The 22,374-nt window shown below is 34.3% G+C and carries 19 protein-coding genes; 10 read left to right on the top strand and 9 right to left on the bottom strand.

Going from position 1 to position 22,374, the window contains the following annotated elements; genetic code table 11:
• Positions 1-56 precede the first annotated feature (56 nt).
• Positions 57-1,370, bottom strand: a complete 1,314-nt coding sequence (locus tag BN2144_RS03185) for an IS1380-like element ISBco1 family transposase (protein ID WP_017550355.1) — start codon at positions 1,368-1,370, stop codon at positions 57-59.
• Positions 1,371-1,624: 254 nt separating this feature from the next.
• On the opposite strand from BN2144_RS03185, the gene BN2144_RS03180 reads away from it, so the two are divergent.
• The 3 genes from BN2144_RS03180 (at position 1,625) to BN2144_RS03170 (ending at position 4,207) form a co-directional block, all read left to right on the top strand.
• Positions 1,625-1,825 carry a hypothetical protein gene (locus BN2144_RS03180; protein WP_033826883.1) on the top strand — a complete coding sequence of 67 codons (201 nt, stop codon included), beginning with the start codon at positions 1,625-1,627 and terminating at the stop codon, positions 1,823-1,825.
• An 829-nt stretch (positions 1,826-2,654) separates the two neighbouring features.
• A complete protein-coding gene (locus BN2144_RS03175) occupies positions 2,655-2,975 on the top strand; it encodes a hypothetical protein (RefSeq protein WP_033826882.1) in 321 nt (106 codons plus the stop codon).
• Between the two features lie 11 nt (positions 2,976-2,986).
• Positions 2,987-4,207 carry an MFS transporter gene (locus tag BN2144_RS03170; protein WP_033826905.1) on the top strand — a complete coding sequence of 407 codons (1,221 nt, stop codon included), beginning with the start codon at positions 2,987-2,989 and terminating at the stop codon, positions 4,205-4,207.
• A gap of 131 nt (positions 4,208-4,338) precedes the next feature.
• Here BN2144_RS03170 and BN2144_RS03165 read toward each other — a convergent pair whose 3' ends face one another.
• The gene (locus BN2144_RS03165) at positions 4,339-5,199 is read right to left on the bottom strand and encodes an Rgg family transcriptional regulator (RefSeq protein ID WP_033826881.1); all 861 of its coding nucleotides are present in this window, start codon (positions 5,197-5,199) and stop codon (positions 4,339-4,341) included.
• A 1,025-nt stretch (positions 5,200-6,224) separates the two neighbouring features.
• Here BN2144_RS03165 and BN2144_RS03155 point away from each other — a divergent pair.
• Positions 6,225-6,734: a CBO0543 family protein gene (locus tag BN2144_RS03155; RefSeq protein ID WP_230199695.1), complete on the top strand. Its 510-nt coding sequence runs from the start codon at positions 6,225-6,227 to the stop codon at positions 6,732-6,734.
• Positions 6,731-7,210, top strand: a complete 480-nt coding sequence (locus tag BN2144_RS03150; RefSeq protein ID WP_033826878.1) for a CBO0543 family protein — start codon at positions 6,731-6,733, stop codon at positions 7,208-7,210. The genes BN2144_RS03155 and BN2144_RS03150 overlap by 4 nt, the downstream gene beginning before the upstream one ends.
• 440 nt (positions 7,211-7,650) lie before the next feature.
• On the opposite strand, the gene BN2144_RS03145 is transcribed toward BN2144_RS03150, so the two are convergent.
• A complete protein-coding gene (locus BN2144_RS03145; RefSeq protein ID WP_033826877.1) occupies positions 7,651-8,514 on the bottom strand; it encodes a hypothetical protein in 864 nt (287 codons plus the stop codon).
• A 489-nt stretch (positions 8,515-9,003) separates the two neighbouring features.
• Here BN2144_RS03145 and BN2144_RS03140 point away from each other — a divergent pair, with 489 nt between their 5' ends.
• Both BN2144_RS03140 and BN2144_RS03135 read left to right on the top strand, forming a co-directional pair.
• Entirely contained in the window at positions 9,004-9,198 is a 195-nt protein-coding gene (locus tag BN2144_RS03140; protein ID WP_033826876.1) for a hypothetical protein, read from the top strand.
• A gap of 25 nt (positions 9,199-9,223) precedes the next feature.
• Complete coding sequence (locus BN2144_RS03135) at positions 9,224-9,808, top strand: class D sortase (protein WP_230199694.1); 585 nt, start codon at positions 9,224-9,226, stop codon at positions 9,806-9,808.
• Between the two features lie 240 nt (positions 9,809-10,048).
• On the opposite strand, the gene BN2144_RS03130 is transcribed toward BN2144_RS03135, so the two are convergent.
• The 5 genes from BN2144_RS03130 to BN2144_RS03110 all read right to left on the bottom strand — a co-directional run bounded on the left by BN2144_RS03130 (position 10,049) and on the right by BN2144_RS03110 (position 14,988).
• Positions 10,049-10,381, bottom strand: a complete 333-nt coding sequence (locus BN2144_RS03130) for a DUF5658 family protein (RefSeq protein WP_139017841.1) — start codon at positions 10,379-10,381, stop codon at positions 10,049-10,051.
• Between the two features lie 254 nt (positions 10,382-10,635).
• Positions 10,636-11,790: an MFS transporter gene (locus BN2144_RS03125; protein ID WP_033826904.1), complete on the bottom strand. Its 1,155-nt coding sequence runs from the start codon at positions 11,788-11,790 to the stop codon at positions 10,636-10,638.
• Positions 11,791-12,025: 235 nt separating this feature from the next.
• The gene (gene nagE / locus BN2144_RS03120) at positions 12,026-13,468 is read right to left on the bottom strand and encodes an N-acetylglucosamine-specific PTS transporter subunit IIBC (RefSeq protein ID WP_033826873.1); all 1,443 of its coding nucleotides are present in this window, start codon (positions 13,466-13,468) and stop codon (positions 12,026-12,028) included.
• Positions 13,469-13,565: 97 nt separating this feature from the next.
• Positions 13,566-14,390 carry a PRD domain-containing protein gene (locus BN2144_RS03115; RefSeq protein WP_033826903.1) on the bottom strand — a complete coding sequence of 275 codons (825 nt, stop codon included), beginning with the start codon at positions 14,388-14,390 and terminating at the stop codon, positions 13,566-13,568.
• 115 nt (positions 14,391-14,505) lie between these two features.
• A complete protein-coding gene (locus BN2144_RS03110; RefSeq protein ID WP_033826902.1) occupies positions 14,506-14,988 on the bottom strand; it encodes a PTS sugar transporter subunit IIA in 483 nt (160 codons plus the stop codon).
• A 406-nt stretch (positions 14,989-15,394) separates the two neighbouring features.
• Between BN2144_RS03110 and BN2144_RS03105 the strand changes: the two genes are divergently transcribed.
• Positions 15,395-17,059: a peptide ABC transporter substrate-binding protein gene (locus BN2144_RS03105; RefSeq protein WP_033826872.1), complete on the top strand. Its 1,665-nt coding sequence runs from the start codon at positions 15,395-15,397 to the stop codon at positions 17,057-17,059.
• A gap of 513 nt (positions 17,060-17,572) precedes the next feature.
• Here the strand turns inward: BN2144_RS03105 and BN2144_RS03100 are convergent.
• A complete protein-coding gene (locus BN2144_RS03100) occupies positions 17,573-18,739 on the bottom strand; it encodes an IS256 family transposase (RefSeq protein ID WP_033826335.1) in 1,167 nt (388 codons plus the stop codon).
• Positions 18,740-19,137: 398 nt separating this feature from the next.
• On the opposite strand from BN2144_RS03100, the gene BN2144_RS03095 reads away from it, so the two are divergent.
• Together BN2144_RS03095 and fumC are read left to right on the top strand one after the other, a co-directional pair.
• Positions 19,138-20,439, top strand: a complete 1,302-nt coding sequence (locus BN2144_RS03095) for an NCS2 family permease (protein ID WP_033826871.1) — start codon at positions 19,138-19,140, stop codon at positions 20,437-20,439.
• A 196-nt stretch (positions 20,440-20,635) separates the two neighbouring features.
• Positions 20,636-22,024 (top strand): class II fumarate hydratase, encoded by a 1,389-nt coding sequence (gene fumC, locus BN2144_RS03090; RefSeq protein ID WP_033826870.1) that lies wholly within the window; start codon positions 20,636-20,638, stop codon positions 22,022-22,024.
• Positions 22,025-22,374: the final 350 nt, after the last annotated feature.

Here is a 22,374-nt window from a genome sequence, read left to right as displayed (position 1 = left end):
ACTTCCCCCTTGACTGAAAAATTTATTTTTTTCAGTTATGAGAAGTATTCTATTGGTCATTCCAATTGTAGTTTTTGAATTCGATTCAGTACATCCCAAAAGAAATTTTGATACACAAAACTCGATGATAGTTTGAAGTAAAGGGATCTGCCTGATTTCACGACTTTACTTGCCGCTTTAATTAACCGAGTACGTATCGTATCAATTTGCATAGTTTTTTGACCTTCCGGAAAACAAAGAGTTCGTAACCAATTGGTCAAATTATATGCAAGAAGTGTTAACATCATTTTTACTTCGTTCACTAGAAAAGCGTGGCTATTCATATGATCAAAGTAAAAGCCATTTTTTGCTTCTTTGATATAGTTTTCCATCGTCCCTCTTTTTTGATAAGCTCGGACGATATCTTGAGGAAAAGCTAATTCAAAGTTAGTAACAAAAAAGGAATGGGTAAAGAACAGCTCACCTGCAGGACGTACCGATTGAATAATCACCCTTCTTGGTTTTGACCATGATTTTGCTTGGTAAATCGTTTCTTCATAATAGGTTTCCGTCTTGGAAACATCTAAAGGTGCGGAAGAAGGATGGTATTCCTTCGCTAAACTTTGTAGTTGTGAATTCGATTTCAACCGAATAATATACAAAACAGATTCTTCTTCACACAGATCGTATAATCCCGGAACAGCAAACCCACTATCTCCACGAAGAAACAGGGTAGTTTCCGGAAACATTTCGTTATAATGTTTAATGAGAGGCCGAATAAATTCCACCACACCATTTGATGTATAAACATTTCCGGGACGGAGTTGTGCTTTCAAAAAGTCACCAGTCGCACCATCAAAGGCGACTAATGGATGAAAACCCATCGTGCCATAATGAGTATTATATGACGAAGATTCTTGGTCCCCATATGTATCCGAATGAGTCGAATCCAAGTCGATAAATAACTCTTTCGATTGTCGAAAACAATGAATCTTATCAAGCATTTCTTGGTTAGCCAGATTTAATTGTTCAATTGAATCTTTATCAAATCGTGTATAAAAGCGAGACAAACTGGGCTGGGAAGCAAGTGTTGGAGTTTCAATGATTTCCTTAAACACAGGATCATGAGTCAACTGATCAGCCGCATCATCTTCCGCATACCCGGCAATGATTTGATAGACTTTTTGACGTAACAAGTTTTCATTTGAATGAAGATAATATTTCCTTGAATCGTTAAGTCTCAAGTACTTAACTAAAGTCTTTGAAAAACCAATTTTTTCATCGAATTCTCTAAAAAGAAACTCACCTGTATCGGAGGAAAGAGAACCTCCATCATTTGACAATTTAATTTTATGATTGAAATCAAGTGTTTTTTGCGTTAAAGTAACCATATAAAGAGTCCTTTCTGTTTGGTTTTTGTTTTGGTTACTTTAACTTTAACAGAAATGGATTCTTTTTTCATTTTTTTAATGAATTACAATAAAGCCGAAAAGGCTTGGTAATCCATAAGTTATAATAAGTTTCTGAATTTCTGTGAATAATTCAGGATATAGATTTATTTCAAAAACAAATAAATATTTTTAAGTGGGATGGACAAAAAGATATTATTCATGAAGTTAATATTTCAGAGTATTTATCACAATTTATGGCTTTTAAAACGCAATTTGATATTAATGAAATGACAAAATTATCAAATATTAGAAAACCTAGTGATACTACTAAAGAAATAAGAATAAGAATGGGTTATACAAATAATCAATTAAGAATGTTACTTGGATATCTTGATCAGCTTAGTGGTAAAGGAAGAAATACATTTATTATGCAAAATTATTATAAAATCTTCTAGAACGTAATTCTGAAACCTTAAAGAATGCTAACATTTTGCTAACGCAATCCCATGAAAAACGGTAAATCCCCGTTAAAGATGTTACAACCAACAATATCCAAAACGTTGATTTACCGCGATTTTTGCACCTCTCGTTAACGATATTACACACTCTCATCTCACGGGCGGCATGATGTAATAAGCCCCACACCCCTTGATATATAAGGGTTTTATAGTAGAGGAAAGTTAAATACTAACGGATTGCTAACATAGAGGAAATTAATCAAGGCTTCTCATTAGTTCACTAAACTTTTGAGAGGCTTTTTTTAGTTCTTTTGTGACATGGAGATAGATAATTCTTGTTACGGATATAAGTTCCCAGTGGACAGGGCCGTTTGTACAAACATCGTCATTGCCAACCAAGGCTATCATGTCAGCTCTTCCGTATAAAGGTTCTAGTATCGTTCTTTCGTGCTTTTTAGTATTGTACTTCATTTTAGTTTTTAGTCTTAGTCTACTTACATCTTAATTTTTCTGTCCAGTTAAGTGTAACAATTCTATATTTTGTCACCCAAATAGTACTTGATATCAAATACCGCATGTCTGTTTCTTTTGTATATGTCCATACTTTCACTTGATTACTATTCTGGATATCGAAAACAAAGACAAAAATCTTGTACGTTCTAAAGTCGGTGAAGTTAGGTCACGCATTTGGAAATTAAATTCTCAATAGGAATTAACGTGTACATAGATAAAAGGAAGTTAACAATGGTTAACATTTTTCCGATTATTAGAAACCCAATTTATAATATAAATAGTTAGAGGCAATGTAACTTTCTTTGTAAGCTGTTTGAAGAATAGTCATTTAGAAGTTATCCATCCTTCTTTATTAAATCAAAAATATAAATCACCATTCTTATTTGTTAGGACAGAAAATAATAATTATTTTCGTGAATTTATGAAGCATATTTATTCTTACTTAGAAAAATACCATATTTTTATTCCTACACGTAACAGTTTTGGGTTTAGAAATATTTCAATGGAGGTTGTTCAAATGAATAAAAATGATAATCTATTAAAAATTGCCCCGGGTAAAATAAACGAAATAAAGCAACAGCAACATATCTTAATTGAAGGAATTATGGAATTTAACAAAAAGTTAGGAAGTTGAAGGTATTAGGTATGATAATAAATAAGAACTTTTCAAGCCTATTGTTTGGTAGGGTTTTTGTTAATATGGGAGATAGTTTATATTATATTACTATTATGTGGCTAATTTTTGATTTAACCGAAAACACTTTATTTACTGGGATAGCAGGTGCATTATTTATGTTACCTGAAGTTTTTTCGTTTTTTTATGGGCCGATTATAGATAGATGTAATCAAAAGAGATTTTTAATCATTTTTACTTTATTACAGTCTTTAATAATGTTAATTGTATATTTACTGTATTTTTCTATTGCTGAAACAGTGGTATACATTATTTTATTCATGATCCCATTTCTTGCATTTTTTTCCGAATTTACTTATCCTATTGAAAATGCATTAATTCCTAGATTTGTAGAAAATAAAGACTTAACGAAAGCTAACTCTATTATGGCGATAGCTGCCGATGGTATAGACTTATTTTTTAATGCAATTTCAGGGATTTTAATTGCTATTACATCAATAACTTCGATTTTATTAGGCAATGCTGTTCTATTTTTACTAGCAACTTTGCTTTTCTTTAGACTTAAGATAAATGGAAATCACCAGAATGCCGAAAAGGTGATACATGAAGAGGAGAGCACATATATTATAGATCTTAGGGAAGGTATAAAGTTCGTTAAAAAGAAAGAGATACTAGCGTTAATAATTCCGTTTCTTTTATTAAATCTATTGTTAGCTACATTCACTGTAAATTTGCCAGCAATATCATCAACAATTACTCAATCCGCAATTTCTTATGGATTATTGCTTACTGTTTCTGGGCTAGGGAGTGTGGTAGGGGCTATTACTAGTAATTTTATTTCCAAAAAAATGAAGGTTGGCTCAATTATTATAAGTACCGTTATATTTTATGGGTTGTCGTGGCTAATTGGAATTTCTCTGGGAGGGTTTTTTATTTATATTTTTTCATTTTTAGCTAGCATATTTATTGGAATTATTAATGTGGTTTTTACAGTGATTTTTCAAGAACTTTCACCTGAGAATATGTTAGGTCGTGTGAATACAACTATCAAATCATTAATTACAATTTTCATGCCAATGGGTGCCTTACTTGGAGGATGGCTACCGACTACTTTGGGTTTGAAAAATACAATTATCATGAATGCAAGTTTGATTCTTATTCTAGCAATAGTGCTCCTTTGTATGCGTTCTATAAGAAATATGGATGTAAATATAGAAGAATTTGAAAACTAATCATATTTATATATGATACTATAATTATTCATAAAAATAGTTAAAGAAACCTGAGGAAACTTACTTCTCAAGTTTTTTGGGGGTTGACGTTAACAGGAACCTAATCTTACAAGATGCAGAAAACCCAATTATTAGGAAATATTGTATAATGTTTTTACTTTGTTATAAAAATTGAGACACTGCTCTCTTTTTGAATCTAACTCTAATAGTCCAAACATTTCACTAATATTTAAAATAACATCTTCCAGATACTGGCCATCTATTAAATCCAATATAGCAGTAAAATATTTTATCATTGCCTGTATATACATGTTATCTACTACATCTAACTTTATTTTGTTCAATTCACTCAAATAAAATTTTGCACTATTTACTTGTTTAGAAATTATCTTCATTTCTAATATGTTAAACAACATTAATGCTACTTCATTTCGATATCGTTTTATATTTTTTAGCATAAGAAGAGTATTCTTTGCACGTAAATATACTAAATCAATTATCTCATTAGAGTAGAAACTCAAAGTATTGGTAAACAATGTAACTTCATAGTATCCCCAACTATTGCAATTCATTAAATAATTTTGAATGACTACTAACTCATCACGATATTCATTGGTACCATTTAATTCATCGATCAGAAGCGATACTAACGCTTGATAATGTCTGTACTTTTCATTACCAGTTTCTAGATAATCCTTTTTAGCATCAAATGTGATTTGCTTTAAGACAGATACGTTTTTATTATAGTAAGCCTCTATGTATTTTCGAGTGTAAAGTAAATCCTTATTTTCAGCATTTTTATAAATTACTTCAAATTCTTCTAAGGTGATATTTAACATATTTAAAATTTCGAAAAATTTTCCAACTGTAGTGTCACTTAATCCCTTTTCAAACTTTGCAATGGCAGGTCTACTTAATAAATTATTATAAACTTTATTAGAGGGAATATTTTTATTAATTCTGATATCCCTAATTACTTTGCCAATATACATTTGAACACCTCGTTAAAAATATAAGTTAATTATTATTAACATTTTAACCTAATTTTTAATTTTTTTGAAATAATAGCTATAACTTTGAAAAGGAGTTGGATTAGGTGTATAAACTGTATGTATTTACAAATTTCTTAATGTCTAATGATGTATTAACTCTATTTAAACCATTAATCTGGGATTTAATTGGGGGGTAAGGATTGGACATAAGTTAGCTCCCTTTTCTGATTACTCCCACTCGACTGTGATGAGTAAGACATTGTTTTTATAATAAGTGGCAGTATAGTACCACTCAGGACAAGTGATCAACCATAACCCCTATGTTCGGATAGATGGCGCATAGAACTTTAGGTATACTAGAGTGAATATGCGGAGGGAAAAAGAAAAGATATAAATATATTTATTTAAGAATCCTAAAATATATCATATTCCCATATACCGGCGTAAATAGGGGAGATTTCCAGTATAAAGGAGGGGGAAGTATGTCTATTAAAAAAAATTTATTTCAGTTAGTAGTGATCGATTTTGTTTATGTACTGATTTATTTTATTTATATTATAAGTCCAATATATTTGGGATATTATTTATTAGGAATTATAAACTTTGTCTGCCTGTTCGTATGTCTATTATTATTTGTGTTTTTCTTTAAAAATTCCATAATGAAAAAGAGATATAAAAGTGTAGATTTATTATTGACTATTGGATACTTAATTTCAATTATTGTAATGTCTTATACGTTTATTGTTTGGCTACTATTTAGCGCGGATTGGTTTGTTGGTAAGTAGCATTAAATCCAGATAAAACATTAAATGTTGGTTTTGATAGTATTACGAATGCGAAAGCTGGCTTAGTACAAATCGGTTTGGAACTTCTAATTTTAAATTTCACAATAGCTTTTTCGATGATTTTAAATAGGTCATCTTTTTTATTAAGTAAGTGAATTAGTGAACTTTTTAAGGATATACTAACAACAAAACGACTAACCAGATTATCATCAAATTTTCCAACTTTCGGCTAAAGAAGGAGTGGATGGAGGCCTGCCAAAAGAATACATAATACTGATTTTAATGGTGCTTGGCGGATTAGCTGCTTTAATATTCTTGATTCCCCATTCAAAAAGGCGTGAGAGTTTACTTGCTCTTATGATTTTCCAGGCTATTCTATGGCTGTGTGATATGTTTGCCTTTAAATTTGGGTTGATGAGTGCCCCTGTTAGGGTTCTACCTAAAGCGATTGATTTACCAGTCGTTATTGATTATTATTTTTATCCTACATTATTTTCTATATATTATGTAAATAGAAGTGGGAAATCGAGTGAATGGAGCCAGTTGTTATCCTTCTTCATTTGGTTTTCAGCCCTAACTTTATATGATATCTTGCTGGAAAGGTACACAAATTTATTGAAATATGATGTAATTGCTTGGTACGGAATCTGGATTTATATTGGATCGCTCTTTTTCATCAGTCAGCTCTGTTGTAATTGGTTCTTTAGGGAAAAATCCTTGTTTTTTTGTAGGCAGGGGGAGAGAAATTGAGCATTGAATGGTGGATTTTAATAGTAGTATATATTTTAACAACATGTTTGATTTTTTTTATTCCAAGAAGTAAGGTTCGTCTCGCAATTGTGGCATTTTTGTTTAAACAGGTGATTACCTTCCTCACAGGTATAGTTGTTGTCGAGATTGGGCTTCTTGCATATCCTGTCCGAGAATTTGCCACTGTGATTCGTTCGAGTTTTTTATATGAATATTATGCCTTTCCCGTAGTTTGTGCTCTATTCAATGTATGGTATCCGGAGAAAAAGAATACTTTTGTTCAATTCAATTATTATTTCTGGGTAACAACGGTGTTAACACTTATTGAGATTGTAATCGAAAAGTACACTGCGCTTCTAGATTATATCTACTGGGAATGGTATGTGACGTGGATTACAGTATGTATTACATTTTATTGGACCCGTTTATTTTGTCTTTGGTTTTTTGAGAAGGGGAGATTTACTAGTGAAATGTAAGGGGGCGGAGGCTTATTTCTCTTTATCCGCTTTGCCCTGTACGATATTAATTTGCTTTGGCGTTCTTCTAGTTTCATGTTGTAGGGAGCCGCCATAGAGGTGCAGATGGTTCCTTGAAAGAACGATTAATATAGCTTTTTTACATAGGTATATAATATTGAACTAACGATGAATTTAGAAAGGTTAGGTTATCCTCTTGAAAATAGATTGGTTAGCTAATCTTGAATAATGAAGAGAGGCCTCTCGAATGTTTACGGAATCTTTGAGAAGCCTCTTCTTATTGCATTATTATAGGAAAACTGAGACGAACAAGACGGAATGCGTGCGTCAGTACTATGGTGTTTGGAAAGTTTCTCCTACTGTCCGCTTTTGCTTATGCTAATCTTTCACAGAACTTCACTTTTCCCGCTTGTAATGATTGCAGCACGATTTTCTATATTCTATACACGCATTAATGCACCGTTTGGCTCTGGTATTTCTTCTTCTAAAATCTGGTTCATTTTACAGAAGTGTTCAAAGAATTCCCGAGCTAACTGTTGTTCCTGTGTATCCGTTTTTAAAGAAATTATATCAAGTAAAATTTGAGCCATTGATACATTATCAAAATAACGGAATTTTCCTGTGTTCCAAGTCATTCTTTTTGGGGCTTTTTCGTTAACGTAATAGTTCCAGAAAGGCATTTTTTCAGATTCTTGTGCTGTCAGTTGAAGTCTGTATTTTGAGTGGGCAGGGATGTATCCATCTTCACAAAGGCTTCCAATAAAATTCTCACTTACCATATAAGCACCAAGGATCCGTCTGTCTTTTTCAGGCATATTGGAATCTCTTTTTGTTAAAAGGCAAATACTATTTTGATGTAAGCGGGACGGCTTTCTTGGTGTACCTTTGTTTACACCACTCTTTATCTCGCCGGTAAAAACTTTCCATTCTGTAAAAACTGTACTGGAATCTTCACTATCACACCAATACACCATTTGTGATTCGGGATGCAGTTTATGGTTGTTCATCAGCTTTTCATACTCTAAGCGAAGTTGCTGTTCTCTGCGTAGGCGTTTTTTTTCTTCTTCTCTTTCCAGTTCTATCTTCTCACGTTCGATTTCTTTTTTTCGTAAAATCTTTTCAAGTGAATTCGCCGCATCTTGATCATGTAGTTTAAGGTGCTTTTTAAATGCATCCGGATAAATAAACTTTTTATTTTCTGTTGCGAAAGTGGTGAAACGTATTTCTATAACAGAATCACTGTATTTAACAACACTACCTTTACCAAATTGCTCATGTGTTACCTTTTTATTAATTAGGTTCACTCTATCTGCCTCCTTATCATACTAACCACCGTGAGAAAGCTACCTGTTCGTTGCTTTTAATTTTTTTAGCTAATAGGAAAGTTATTCATTTTCCAATTTCTACTTTCCTATACGCATAAGCACAACTACTGCTTTCGCTTAAAGACTCTAGCCATGAGTTTTCTTTACGCCCGAATGCTATCTGCAAAAAAGGCTTAAGATACTGGTATAAATTTAAAAAATATTTGTAAAATTATTGTAACACATATTCAAAAATAGTTCAAATTTTGTATTGACTGTTATATTTATCTTGTTGTAAAATAAAAGATTACAATTTTGTTATTCCACTCCATATTATCGAGAAAGATATAAAAACAGATCATTTATCAAATTATTAGGCAATTTCGTTTACACTTGTATTATAATGAATAGAAGTATAACTTCTTTGAATAGGGGATGGGCACTCTGGTAAGTTAGTTTCTTAAAAATGAACAGTAAGGGGTGTTTGTTTTGAAAATCCTCATTATTTTTTCGATTATCGTTACGCTCGTAGGGTTTGTTTTAACATGGTCAGTTGCGGGGAAAGGTGACAAAGATTATCGTGGTAAAACAAAAAGAAATGCAACGAACTTGACTGTGATTTATGTGATAACTTTTTTAATCATGATTATTGCCCTTATCGTTTTTTTTAGCGTTTTAACTTAAGAAAATGACATCCTAAATTCAACAAGTGGAAAGGAACAATCGGATGAGAAAAGCAATAAGTTTATTATTCATATTCGTTGGTGCAATTCTACTTTCGGTGTCCATATATCAATTCATTCAGCAGGATGTACAAACGAAAACATCTTTAAAAGAAGCTGAGGAGCTAGTGTCTAAAAATAAAGGCCAACCCGTACATAAAGAGGAATTTCATCCAAAGGACGGAGATGTTATTGGTCTCCTACATATACCAAAATTAGATAAAACATTACCAATTATCGAAGGAACAGATGAGGACATGTTGGAAAAAGGTGTCGGGCACTATTCTAGTACGGTTTTTCCTGGAGATGGAGAGCAAATTCTTTTATCTGGTCATCGTGATACGGTTTTTAGAAAGTTTGGTGAGTTAGAAGTAGGGGATCGCTTTATCGTGGAAATGCCTTATGGAAGTTTTGAATATGAGTTTAAGGACTCTGAAATTGTTGGGGCTGATGATGAAACAGTAATTGGGAATAAAGGGGAAGAAGTGTTAACATTGTCGACTTGTTATCCATTTAGCTATATCGGTCCAGCACCTGATCGATATATTATTTATGCCTATCCAGTAAAATAGACAACGATTTACCGAGCATTGTAAAGTCCGTATCCCCGTCATGGGGGATTTTTTAGCTAATGGGAAAGTATAAATCTTCCAATTTTTACTTTTCTACACGTATAAGCGAACAAGGAAGGCTCTAGCAGCATTACATTAAAGCCGAAAAACTTTCTTTTCGGGAACTACGGCTATGAGTTACCTGGAGGCTCATGCCCCAAGTTTTCTTTAGTTTACAAGAAATAAACTAGTTATTTTCAATCACAAAAAAACGATGTACATCCACCAAAAGTGAGTGAAAATAATTGCAGTATAAATGGATGTAACTGCCAATAATAAACCTCTCCAATATTTAAAGACCGTGTTTACATTTCTTAATCGTATTCCGACAATTAGTACCGCAATGCTTCCAAGAAACTTAACTGACAAAAACGCTGAAGGATGGATGTCCCATAAATAAGCCATTAGCGGATTTGCTTCTTCAACTGCTCCCATTGATAATCCAATAAATGTAAACAGCCCATCGATAAAATTGACTATTGATAAAATGATAAAATAGCGAATCAATCGTACCGCCCCTAAACTTGAATACAATTTCTTTTTTCTTTCAGTTTTGACTAAAAAGGAACCATTCTATACAAAGAGTATTCTGAAACTAAAAAATTCAATACTTATTTTTATCAAAAGTTAGAGTAATTCTTTTAAAGAATAAAAAGGAAAAGTCATTAAGTGTTTGGGATAGGGATTCCATTGAAGGCGATTGTAGTGAAATGGGAAAATGGTTAGAAAAAATGAGTCGATTGAAAAAGGTCCTCTTCGTTTTCAAACTACGAAGAAGACCGAACATGTTAATAACTATACTTGCGTCTTGTCAATATTGTAAGGAAGAGGGCAGGGATTGTACATGCGATCATCCCTAAAAAGGCAAACTTATTCGATGCTTCATATAAAAACCCTGCTGGGAAGGTAAGTAAAGCATTAATTAAGCTCATAGCAAAAGCTGCATACATTCCTTGGGCAGCTGGTATTTGGCCAGTTTTTAATCGCTTGGAGATGAATTGGATTGTTCCGTAATGGGCAAATCCGAAAGAACATACGTGTAAAAGTTGAGAAAAGATAAATACGAATACGTTTGGAAACAGGAAAATGAGTAACCAACGGATGGTTGATCCAATTGAAGCCAAAATAAAAAGATTCGAGACTTTCATATGAGAAAAGAAGCGATCAGCTGTGGCAAAAAATAAAATTTCCCCCAGAACCGCCACATTTAAAATTAAACCGATATAAAAATTGTTTACATTTAAATCTTGTAAATAAATAAAACCGTAATTGTAATAAGAGGTGTGTGATCCTTGTAACAGGATAGATATGAAAAGAATAATAAGGAATCCTTTTGTTGCAAAGAGCTTTTTAAAGTTACCGACACCTTTTTGAGACGTTTCTAGTTTAGGCGCTGATTTCAATATAGTTGGTGTCGATTGAAATTGAGAAATAAGAATGAAAATTAGCCCAGCTACCATTAACCAATAGATCGCCTGTTCTTGAAACAGAGCTGTCCCAATGCCTACAACAATTAAGGCAACTGTGTAGCCAATAGAACCGTATGAACGGCTCTTTCCATAATTGAGATTTTCACTAGCTAATAAAATGGTTGCACTCCCCTCAACTCCGGGCATTAAATTCGGATAAAAGAGACTAAATAAAACCGTAATAATTAATAAAGGGATGTACGAATGAAAGGGTATGTACGTTAACATTAATATGATAGATATAACGGTAATCCCTCTCATTACCAAACTAATAGCAAAGCGATTTGTCATTAGTGGAAATAAAATAAGTGTGGAGAAAGATCGCGCTAATAAACCGGCACCAATAATAATACTTGCAGCGGATACCGATAGTCCTTTATCCTCGGTTAACCAACCTGTCCAGTAGGGCATAAATATCCCCCACGTAAAGAAAAATGTGAAGAAATTAAGTGAAAGCCAACGTTGATTTTTCATCATTTCTTAACCTTTCTAAAAGAGTCTTATTATCCAAATTATACCATATATGAATGGAATTCACTTAGTGGATTTTAATAATAAAGATTGTTCGGTCTTTTAGGTGAAAGCAGAGCCGTAGTTCGCCGAAAAGATAGAGAGTTTTTCAGCTTTAATGTGATGTTGATGAATCCTTACTATTAGATAAAAAAAGAGTGCACCCATAAGCACACTCTAATTATTAATAATAATATTCTTAACGTTTACGTATTTTTGCAATTTCATCAGCGACGAATTGTACATTCGTACCAACAATTACTTGAATGCCGTTTGAACCAACTTCTTTAAATCCTGGTACATTTGTCGATTTGATTTTTGCCTTATCAACTTTCTTAAGATCCTTAACTTCAACTCTTAAGCGTGTAGTACAGTTGTCAACGGACAATACGTTCGCATCTCCACCTAAACCTTCATAGATTGTTTTTGCCATAGTAGTAAAGCGATCTTTTCCAGGAGCGGATGTAATTGTTTCGACATCATCGTCTTCACGTCCAGGTGTTTTCAAATTAAACTTAACGATTAAGAAACGGAATAAGAAATAGTAAATGGCAAAGAACAATAAACCTTGTAATATGAGCATATATGGTTGGTTAGCTAAAGGTAATCGAGAACTTAAGAAGAAGTCAACGAAACCTGCGCTAAATCCGAAACCAGCCGTCCAATGGAACATCGCGGCGATTGTTAATGAAATCCCTGTTAAAACAGCATGAACGAAGTAAAGTGCTGGTGCTAAGAACATGAATGAGAATTCAAGTGGTTCTGTAACACCGGTAAAGAATGCTGCAAATCCAGCTGCTAATAAAAGTGATGCAGCTTGTTTTTTCTTTTTCGTTTTTGCAGTATGGTACATGGCAAGTGCTGCACCAGGAAGACCAAACATCATAATAGGGAAGAACCCAGCTTGATACATACCGGTAACACCTTTAACACCTTCACCAGACCAGAAGTTACCAATATCATTAATTCCGGCAACGTCAAACCAGAATACGGAGTTTAACGCATGGTGTAACCCTGTTGGAATTAATAAACGGTTAAAGAATCCGTATAAACCGGCACCTACAGCACCAAGTTTTGCAATAGCTTCACCAAATGCAACAAGTCCTCCGTATACAGGTGGCCAAACGAAGAATAATAGAACAGAAACAAGAATCATAGATACCGCTGTCATAATTGGAACGAGTCGTTTACCACTAAAGAAAGCCAATGCATCCGGTAATTTTACAGCATGGAAACGGTTATAACATAAGGAAGCAATAATACCAGATAAAATACCAACGAAAGCGTTTCCAATCTTACCAAATGCAGGGTTAACAGCCTCTACATCAATTCCTTGAAGCATAGCAACTGTAGCTGTAGAAAGTAATGTAGTTGTAACAAGAAAGGCAACTAAACCACTTAGGGCCGCAGAACCATCTCGTTCTTTAGACATACCGAGCGCAACACCGACAGCGAACAGAATCGGGATGTTGTCAATAATAGACCCACCGGCTTTAATTAAGAATGCAGCAACAGGACTTCCTGCACCCCAACCACTTGGGTCAATCCAGTAACCAATACCCATTAAAATTGCAGCAGCAGGTAAAACGGCAACTGGCAACATTAATGATTTTCCTAGTCTTTGCAAATATTTCATAACCATATTGAAAGACCTCCATTCCTTTTTTTGAGTTTTTTAATCGAATGCTAAAAAGACTCTATATCTTTGAATAAAATCACCTCCTTAAAGGGCAAAATGATTACAGTCCTCTTTTTCGTAATCGTTCAATGTGTAGAGTAATATATGCTAATTCTTGCTCCGGAAGGGATATGTCATATCGATTTGCTAATTCCTTTGCTACATAAAGTGCACACTGAAAGGAAGTAGGAAACTTATATCGAATCATCGTAATCATTTCGTCATCTAACGTACGAATTTCATATTGATCTGCCCTTATTAATGCATATCGTAAGTGGGTTATTAACCGGTGATAAGCTAAATCATCCTCTTCCACTTCAATACTTAACCGTTGTTTTATTATATCAACCATATCTTTAATCATCGTTGTTTGATATATCGTTTCTTTCAAATCTTTACTTTTCGGTTTCATCGTGTGAATGTGGAGGGCGATAAAAGCAGCTTCATCTTCTGGTATATCGATATTTAATTTTTCTCTCATATAATGAACGGCCCAGAGGCCAATCTCAAATTCCTGCTTATATAAAATTTTAATTTCGTGAAGTAATTTGTTCTTCACATGTATACCTTCAGCTTCACGCTCAATGGTAAAAGAAATATGATCAGTGAGGGTGATATGAATATGCTCGTTTAGCTTTGTACCGATTTGGCGCTCAGCAAAAGAAATAATATGTTCAGAGATTAAAAAATGTTCTTCAGGTATTCTGTTTAGGAGCTGTTGGAACTTCTCCTTTTCTTTCATTACAAATAGTTTTTCAATTTTATTTGGATTTATTAAATCATTTTTTCTTTTATTAAAAGCAACGCCTGTACCAATCGCTACTTTTTCCCCATTCCCATCTCTAACAATAACTGCATTGTTATTCAATATTTTTTCAATCTTCAAAGACAATCCGCACCTCTTCCTTTAGCTAATAGGAGTTTCTCGATATGAGTTACTCCTATTAGCCTTTCAGTCCGATTAACCCAAATTGAGTATCCGTTATAGGTGGTCTTTTGCATTAGTTCAACGTTATGAGTACTGTGTTTGTAACGGTAGCTGTCTTTTCTTCTGTCAGATTCATCATTTTCTTATGATTGGGGTCATTCGTAATAATAATGGGTGTGTAAATTGGTTTAGATTGACTTTGTATATAGGCTAAGTCAACATCAATTAATGGTTGCCCAAGTGAGATGTGATCACCAACTTGGACGTGTGGCTCGAAACCTTGACCGTTTAATTCGACTGTGTCTAATCCGATATGAATTAATAGCTCGGTCCCATCTTTTGCTTTTAGTCCAAGTGCATGTTTTGTTTGGGCTATAAGAATCACTTCTCCGTCAATTGGTGATTTAAAATGCCCGTCAGTAGGTTTCATTGCAATTCCTTCGCCCATTAACCCTTCACTAAAAACAGGGTCAGGCACGTTATTTAGCGGAACTACTTCTCCGTTTACAGGTGCATATATTGAAAGGTCTTTCTTTTTCTTGAATAGGTTAAACATGTTTTCTTTCTCCTTTGGTGTTTTTAAAAATAAAAAAAGCATGGTGGCAAAAGGTAGTATTCCCCTTTTTATTTACCACCATGCCTGATCGTATCAGTAACATGTGATGCAATATTTATTATGCTCTTATTTTAACATTCATTTTAAATAATAGCAATAGCCTTGTGAAGGCGTTTTCATGTTAATTTCGTTTTTATTACGTGAAGTATAAAATGTGTAAAAAAGAAAGTAGTTACATACAATAAAAAATGTGTTTTTTATAGAAGGTGTTATAATTATATTTTTTTGAAATATTATTTTAGTATATCTTTACAAAAGATGGGGAAAAAGGGTAAAATATATTTTGTATCTATTTTTAGGACAATTCATTTACTTTAGAAAAACAAATCTTCAAGGAGGGTACAACATGAAATTAAAAAATTGGACACTGGCACTCATGCTGGGTCTTCTTGTAAGTATTTTAGCAGCTTGTGGTGGAGGGAATGACGAGGGAAGCAAATCGAAAAGTGGTAGCTCCGGTGAAACTGGTGAAAAGGTGATTAGTTTTGTAAATGGTGATACGATTCCAACAATGGATCCTTCTCTTGCTACGGATGAATATGGCTTCCAGTTTTTAGGTTCTACAATGGAAGGTCTTTATCGTCTTGGTGAAGATGGACAAGCAACAGAAGGAATTGCAAAAGATCACGATGTTAGTAAGGATGGACTTACATACACATTCCATTTAAGAGAAGATGCAGTCTGGTCAAACGGCGACCCAGTAACAGCGAATGACTTTGTTTATGCTTGGAGACGTGCTGTTGATCCGAAGACAGGTTCAGAGTATGGACCATATATGATGGGTGGTGTTATTAAAAACGCAACGGCCATTAGTAGTGGTAAGGAAAAAGTTGAAGCATTAGGTGTTACAGCAAAAGATGATCATACACTTGTTGTTGAACTAGAAAGCCCAACCCCTTACTTTGAAACATTAACAACTTTCGGGACATTTTTACCATTAAATGAAAAGTTTGTTGAAGAACAAGGAGATAAATTCGCAACTAGCTCGGATACACTAGTATTTAATGGACCATTCCAATTAGCAAACTGGACGAGTACAGCAAATAAATGGGATTTAGTAAAAAATGATAAATATTGGGATGCAGATACAGTACAAGTAGATAAAATTACTCATACAGTTGTAAAGGATGCACAAACAGCTGTAGAATTGTACGAATCAGGTGAAGTAGATCGGGCAGGTTTATCTTCAGATTTAGTTGATGTTTACGCATCAAGTGATGATTATGAAATTTACCCGGAAATGTCTGTTTCTTATTTAAAAATGAATCAAACAAGAAATAAAGCATTAGCAAATAAAAATATACGTCAAGCGATTGCTAGAGCATTTAATAAAGATGACATTGTTAATGAAATATTAAATAATGGTTCAATTGTTGCAAATGGACTTGTACCAAAAGATTTTGTAACGATACCAGATAGTGGCAAAGACTTCCGAGAAGCAAATGGCGACTTACTCACCTATGATCTGAAAACAGCTCAAGAGTTTTGGAAAAAAGGCTTAGCTGAAATAGGTGTAGATAAAGTTCAAATTGAATTACTTGGTGATGATAGTGAAAATGCCAAAATCTCTACTGAGTATATCGCAAACCAATTGCAAACGAATTTACCGGGTTTAACAGTGAAAATAAAAAATGTGCCGTTTGAGCAACGTCTTAATCTTGATGATAACCAAGATTATGACCTTGAAGTATCTGTATGGGGTCCTGACTATCTTGATCCAAAAACATTTTTAGACCTTTGGGTTACAGACGGTGGAAATAACAAAATGGGCTACTCGAATAAAGAATTTGACAAATTAATCGAAGAAACGTCTACAAAATATGCAGCAGATAATGAGAAACGTTATGAAAACTTCATGAAAGCTGAAAAACTATTATTAGAAGAAGATGCAGCTATAGCTCCGATTTATCAAAGGGCAAGAGCACAACTTGTCTCTCCAAGAGTTGAAGGAGTTATTTCCAACCCATTCGGTGCAAAATACGAATACAAATGGGCAAAAGTAGCTGAATAAGAGTTTTATTTAAGACGTGTAACTTATAATTAGTTTGAAAATATGGCAAGTGGGTGTGAGAGATGAGATGTTCTCTTTATCCACTTGCTTTTTTATGTTGCCAGGGGGGATTTTCCATTTCTAATTTCTGATAATACTCGGCACACAAGGAAGCTTCTCTACTTTTTGATACGCTTGGTGCACAAGGAAGCTTCTCTACTTTCCGATACGTTTGGTGCAACTATGGCTCTTCCTTCGCCTAAAAGCCCGGATGCTCGGTTTTTCTTTATAACCCGATTTTTAGCACCCTACTGGAAATTTAGGTTGATAGAAAGGGTTCTATGCGCCCATTTTCATGAAAAAGTCCAGTTTTAGGGTTGATAGAGCGTTTCTATGCAGTCAAGTCCATAACTTTGTGTAAAATCAAATATACAATGATTCAACCAATTATGGAATATAGTGCGATTTTGTAAGGAAAAAGGGGGTACCCCCTTTTTCCTTACAAAATTTTCGCTGCGCGTATATGGGTATTAGTTAATTTAAAAATTTCTTTCCTCCAGAATCTAGTGTCTCCTCTATATCCATAAGAACAGCACCAATCAATCTGAACGCTGATTGATTGTTCGGATAAATCCGGATTACCCGATCCCTCCGGCGAACTTCTTGATTTATTCTTTCTAAATTATTGGTCGTTCTTAGACTTTTCCGATAAGATTTTGGTTCATTAAAAAATTGAATGGCATCTTCAAATCCCTCATCTAATAACTTGGCTGCTTTTGAAAAAAGGGAATCTTCCTCATATGTTTCCATGAATTGTTCCTTTAATTTCCTTGCCTCCTTAATACCAGGTGCATCAAATATATCTTTTATTAAATCCATTACCTCTTTTGACCCTTTTTTAGGCATGGCATCTTTTAGATTCTTCTTGAAATGAAAAGTACAACGTTGCCATGTCGTACCAATAAATGACTCTCTAATGGCATTCTTTTGACCTTCATGGGCATCGGAAATAATAAGGCTCGGAGATTGAAGTCCCCTCGCTTTTAAATAGGCAAAAAACTCATTCCATCCTGCTTTAGATTCAGCGTGACTAACCTTCAAACCGATAATTTCCCTTTTATTCTGTTTATTCACACCTACGGCAATATAGACAGCTTTACTGACTACTCGATTGTGTTCTCGCACCTTAATATACATGGCATCGGTAAAAATATATTTATAATACATCACATTTAACGGACGCCCTGCCCACTTATTCACTTCTGCATCTAACTTTTCAGTTAGTCCGGATATAAATGATTTTGATACTTCTTCTCCGCATAGTTGTTTAACTACTTTCTTTACCTTTCTAGTAGAGACACCATTTACCACCATTTCCAACATGGAAAGGACAAAAGATTGTTCCTTCCGTTGCCACTTCTCAAACAACGTTGGCGAAAACTGGCCATCTCGTGTTCTTGGTACTTTCAATTCAAGATTCCCTATGGATACGGTCAGACTTCTGTCATAGTAACCGTTTCGATGCCCAGTGCGCCCCTCCGTTCTTTCGTATGGAAGTGCTTGTATATAGTCATCCCTTTGTTGTTCCATTAATTGATTTAGTACAAGAACGAGAGAAGCTTTCATCACTTCATTCAAATTTGAGTTTACTACATCTACTTTTAAATCCTCCAAATTTAGGGTAAGCTGTAATTGAGTCATATCAATTTCTCCTTTGCAATTTTTTCTAGGGTTGAAAACATTGTTGCCAGAAGTTGATATGGCTTATTCTCTTTTTACACAATTATATGGACTTAATCATCTATAGCAGTTCTAGACGCCCGATTCCGCTGTTTTTCTAGTAAAAAGGTCATCTATAACTCTTCTAGATGCCCGACTCCCCGGATTTTCCCTCCAAAAGGTCATCTATAACTCTTCTAAACGCTCGAATTCCCAAATTATTTATGGAATTTAGGCTTACATGTGCTCAAAAAGGGAAACAAAGAAGTAAATGGCTATACTTATATGGAATTTTTCAATTAACACTTGAAAAAAGTCCTAAAAACGAATATTATTAAATTTGTGTTTAAAAAATGTTCGTATTTATTAGGAGGACAAACATGTTTAAGCTACAAGAACATCAAACGAATGTTAAAACAGAATTATTTGCAGGGATGACGACCTTTTTTACAATGGTCTACATTATTGTTGTTAACCCAGCAATTTTATCTAAAACAGGAATACCATTTGACCAAGTTTTTATGGCGACGATTATTGCGACAGTTGTCGGTACACTTTGGATGGCCTTATTTGCTAATTATCCAATTGCTATTGCACCTGGTATGGGATTGAACGCCTACTTCGCTTTTTCAGTCGTTGGCTCCCATGGTGGTATTGACTATTTAACAGCATTTTCCGCCGTATTTGTTGCGGGTATTATATTTGTTATTCTTTCCTTAACATCATTTCGTGAAAAATTAATCGAAGCGATACCTGATAACTTGAAATATGGAATTTCTGCTGGTATTGGCCTTTTTATTGCCTTTGTTGGATTGAAAAATACAGGGATTATTACGAAACATCCTGATAATTTAGTTGGATTAGGTAATCTTCATTCACCTGAAGTATTGCTTGCTTTATTTGGTTTAGCCATTACATTAATATTGATGTCTCTTAATGTGAACGGTGCACTGTTTTTAGGGATGATTATTACGACGATGATCGCTTTACTAACAGGACAATTATCTTTTGATAAAGGGATTTTCTCGATTCCGACATTACCAGAAGGAATTATTATTGCTAATCCAATTACTGCTTTTGTTGATGTATTCCAACATTCATTATATGCAGTTGTATTTTCATTCTTACTCGTAACAATTTTTGATACAACAGGTACGATGATTGGTGTTGCGGAACAAGCAGGATTTATGAAGGGTAAAAAATTACCAAATGCGAAAAATGCACTTTTATCTGATTCAATTGGGACAACCATTGGTGCGATGGTCGGAACAAGTCCAACAACAGCTTATATCGAGTCAACATCTGGTGTTGCTGCAGGAGGTAAAACAGGTTTAACATCTATGACTGTTGCAGTCCTCTTCATCCTTGCTTCATTCTTAAGTCCGTTAGTTGGTGCAATCTCAGGTGTTGCTGCCATTACTGCCCCAGCACTTATTATTGTTGGTAGTCTAATGATTGGGCATGTTGCAAAAATTAATTGGAATGAAATTGACGAGGCTTTTCCGGCATTTCTAGTTATCTTAACGATGCCGCTCACTTCTAGTATCTCAACAGGAATCGCACTTGGATTTATTTCGCTTCCGTTAATGAAAATTGCAAAAGGAAAATGGAGAGAAATTCATCCAATTGTCTATATCTTTGCAATATTATTCTTTATTCAGCTAGCATTTTTACCTCATTAAAGTTAATATGAATGACAACCCCACGGTTTTATGAATCGTGGGGGTTTTTAAAGTTCCAATGGTTAATATTAAAATCTCTTAGTCATTCAATAAATTATCCCTTTTACTGCCAAATTAATAGATTTGTTCCACTATATTGACTATAATAGAAGTGGATTGTAAACGCTTTTTGTTATATTACAGGAGGGGAATTTTCATGGAATACCGGATTGAAAGAGATACAATGGGGGAAGTTAAAGTTCCGGCAGATAAACTATGGGGAGCACAAACACAAAGAAGTCTGCAAAACTTTGCTATTAGTACGGAAACAATGCCTGAAGAGCTTATCAAATCATTTGCGATTTTAAAACGGAGCTGTGCAATCGCAAACAATAAATTAGGTAAATTAAGTGATGAAAAAGCAAATGCAATTGTTACTGCTGCTGATGAAATTATCGAAGGAAAACATGAAGGTGAATTTCCGTTAAAAATTTGGCAAACAGGTAGTGGTACGCAATCAAATATGAACTTAAATGAAGTAATAGCCCATCGAGGAAACCAGTTATTAGAAGAACAAGGGATTGACCAAAGACTTCACCCGAATGATGATGTAAATATGGGGCAAAGTTCAAATGATACATTTCCAACTGCGATGCATATTGCAACAACAAATTATGTATTCTCTTATTTAGTACCCGAAATTGAGAAATTAAGAGCAACATTTGATGAAAAAGCAAAAGCATATATGGATCTCGTGAAAATTGGTCGTACACATTTACAAGATGCAACACCGTTAACACTGGGTCAAGAGATTAGTGGCTGGGTACATATGTTAGATCGTTCTCTAGCGTTTGTGAAAGAAAGTTCCAACAAAATGAAGGCACTTGCGATTGGTGGGACTGCTGTTGGAACAGGAATAAATACACATCCTGAGTTTGGAAATCTAGTTAGTGAAGAAATTTCAAAACTAACAGGAATTGAGTTTTATTCTTCTGAAAATAAATTTCACGCATTAACGAGTCATGATGAAGTTACATATGCACATGGTGCGTTGAAAGCATTGGCCGCAGATTTAATGAAGATTGCCAATGATGTTCGTTGGTTAGCATCTGGTCCTCGCTGTGGTATTGGTGAAATTACGATTCCTGAAAACGAACCAGGTTCTTCTATCATGCCGGGTAAAGTGAACCCAACGCAAAGTGAAGCTCTAACGATGGTTGCTGTTCAAGTGATGGGGAATGATGCAACAATCGGTTTTGCAGCAAGCCAAGGGAACTTTGAATTAAACGTTTTTAAACCAGTGATTTTATATAATTTCTTGCAAAGTGCACGTTTATTAGCAGATGGAATTCGTTCATTTAATGATCATTGTGCAAAGGGTATTGAACCGAACCATGATATCATTTCGAGAAACTTGAATGAATCATTAATGTTGGTTACAGCTCTGAACCCGCATATTGGTTATGAAAAGGCAGCACAAATTGCAAAACTTGCTCATAAAGAAGGAACCACTTTGAAAGAAGCAGCATTGAAACTTGGTTATTTGACAGAAGAAGAGTTTGAAAAATATGTCAATCCGGCTGATATGGTGCATCCGAACGCGTAATTAAATAGAGAGAGGTGGTCTTATGCCCAATGGAACGTGAAAACGGAGACCGCTGAAAAAGTTCATTTAAACAGAAAAAGAGTTGATCATCTGTAATATTTAGATGCTCAACTCTTTTTTTAATGTATATTGATGAGAACAAGTGACTAGCCTTTCAGTTGGTTTGCAAAACTTGGTGTAATAGACAAAATGAGTGCGAGAATTGGTGGACCTGTCCAATAGAAGTGTTCTTAAGAAGTAAAATGAGCGCAAAATTCACTGTAACTGTCCAACGTCTTTTATTTTCTCCTTTTAGCCAGCATTTTTGGGATTGATCAGAAATTATTGTAATCATATAGAATAATAGTTAA

It is taken from the genome of Bacillus andreraoultii, from assembly GCF_001244735.1.
In the GTDB taxonomy this organism is placed as follows: domain Bacteria; phylum Bacillota; class Bacilli; order Bacillales; family Caldibacillaceae; genus Caldifermentibacillus; species Caldifermentibacillus andreraoultii.
The sequence above is the reverse complement of the archived record's forward strand: the minus strand, read 5'-3'. Positions and strand labels throughout refer to the sequence as shown.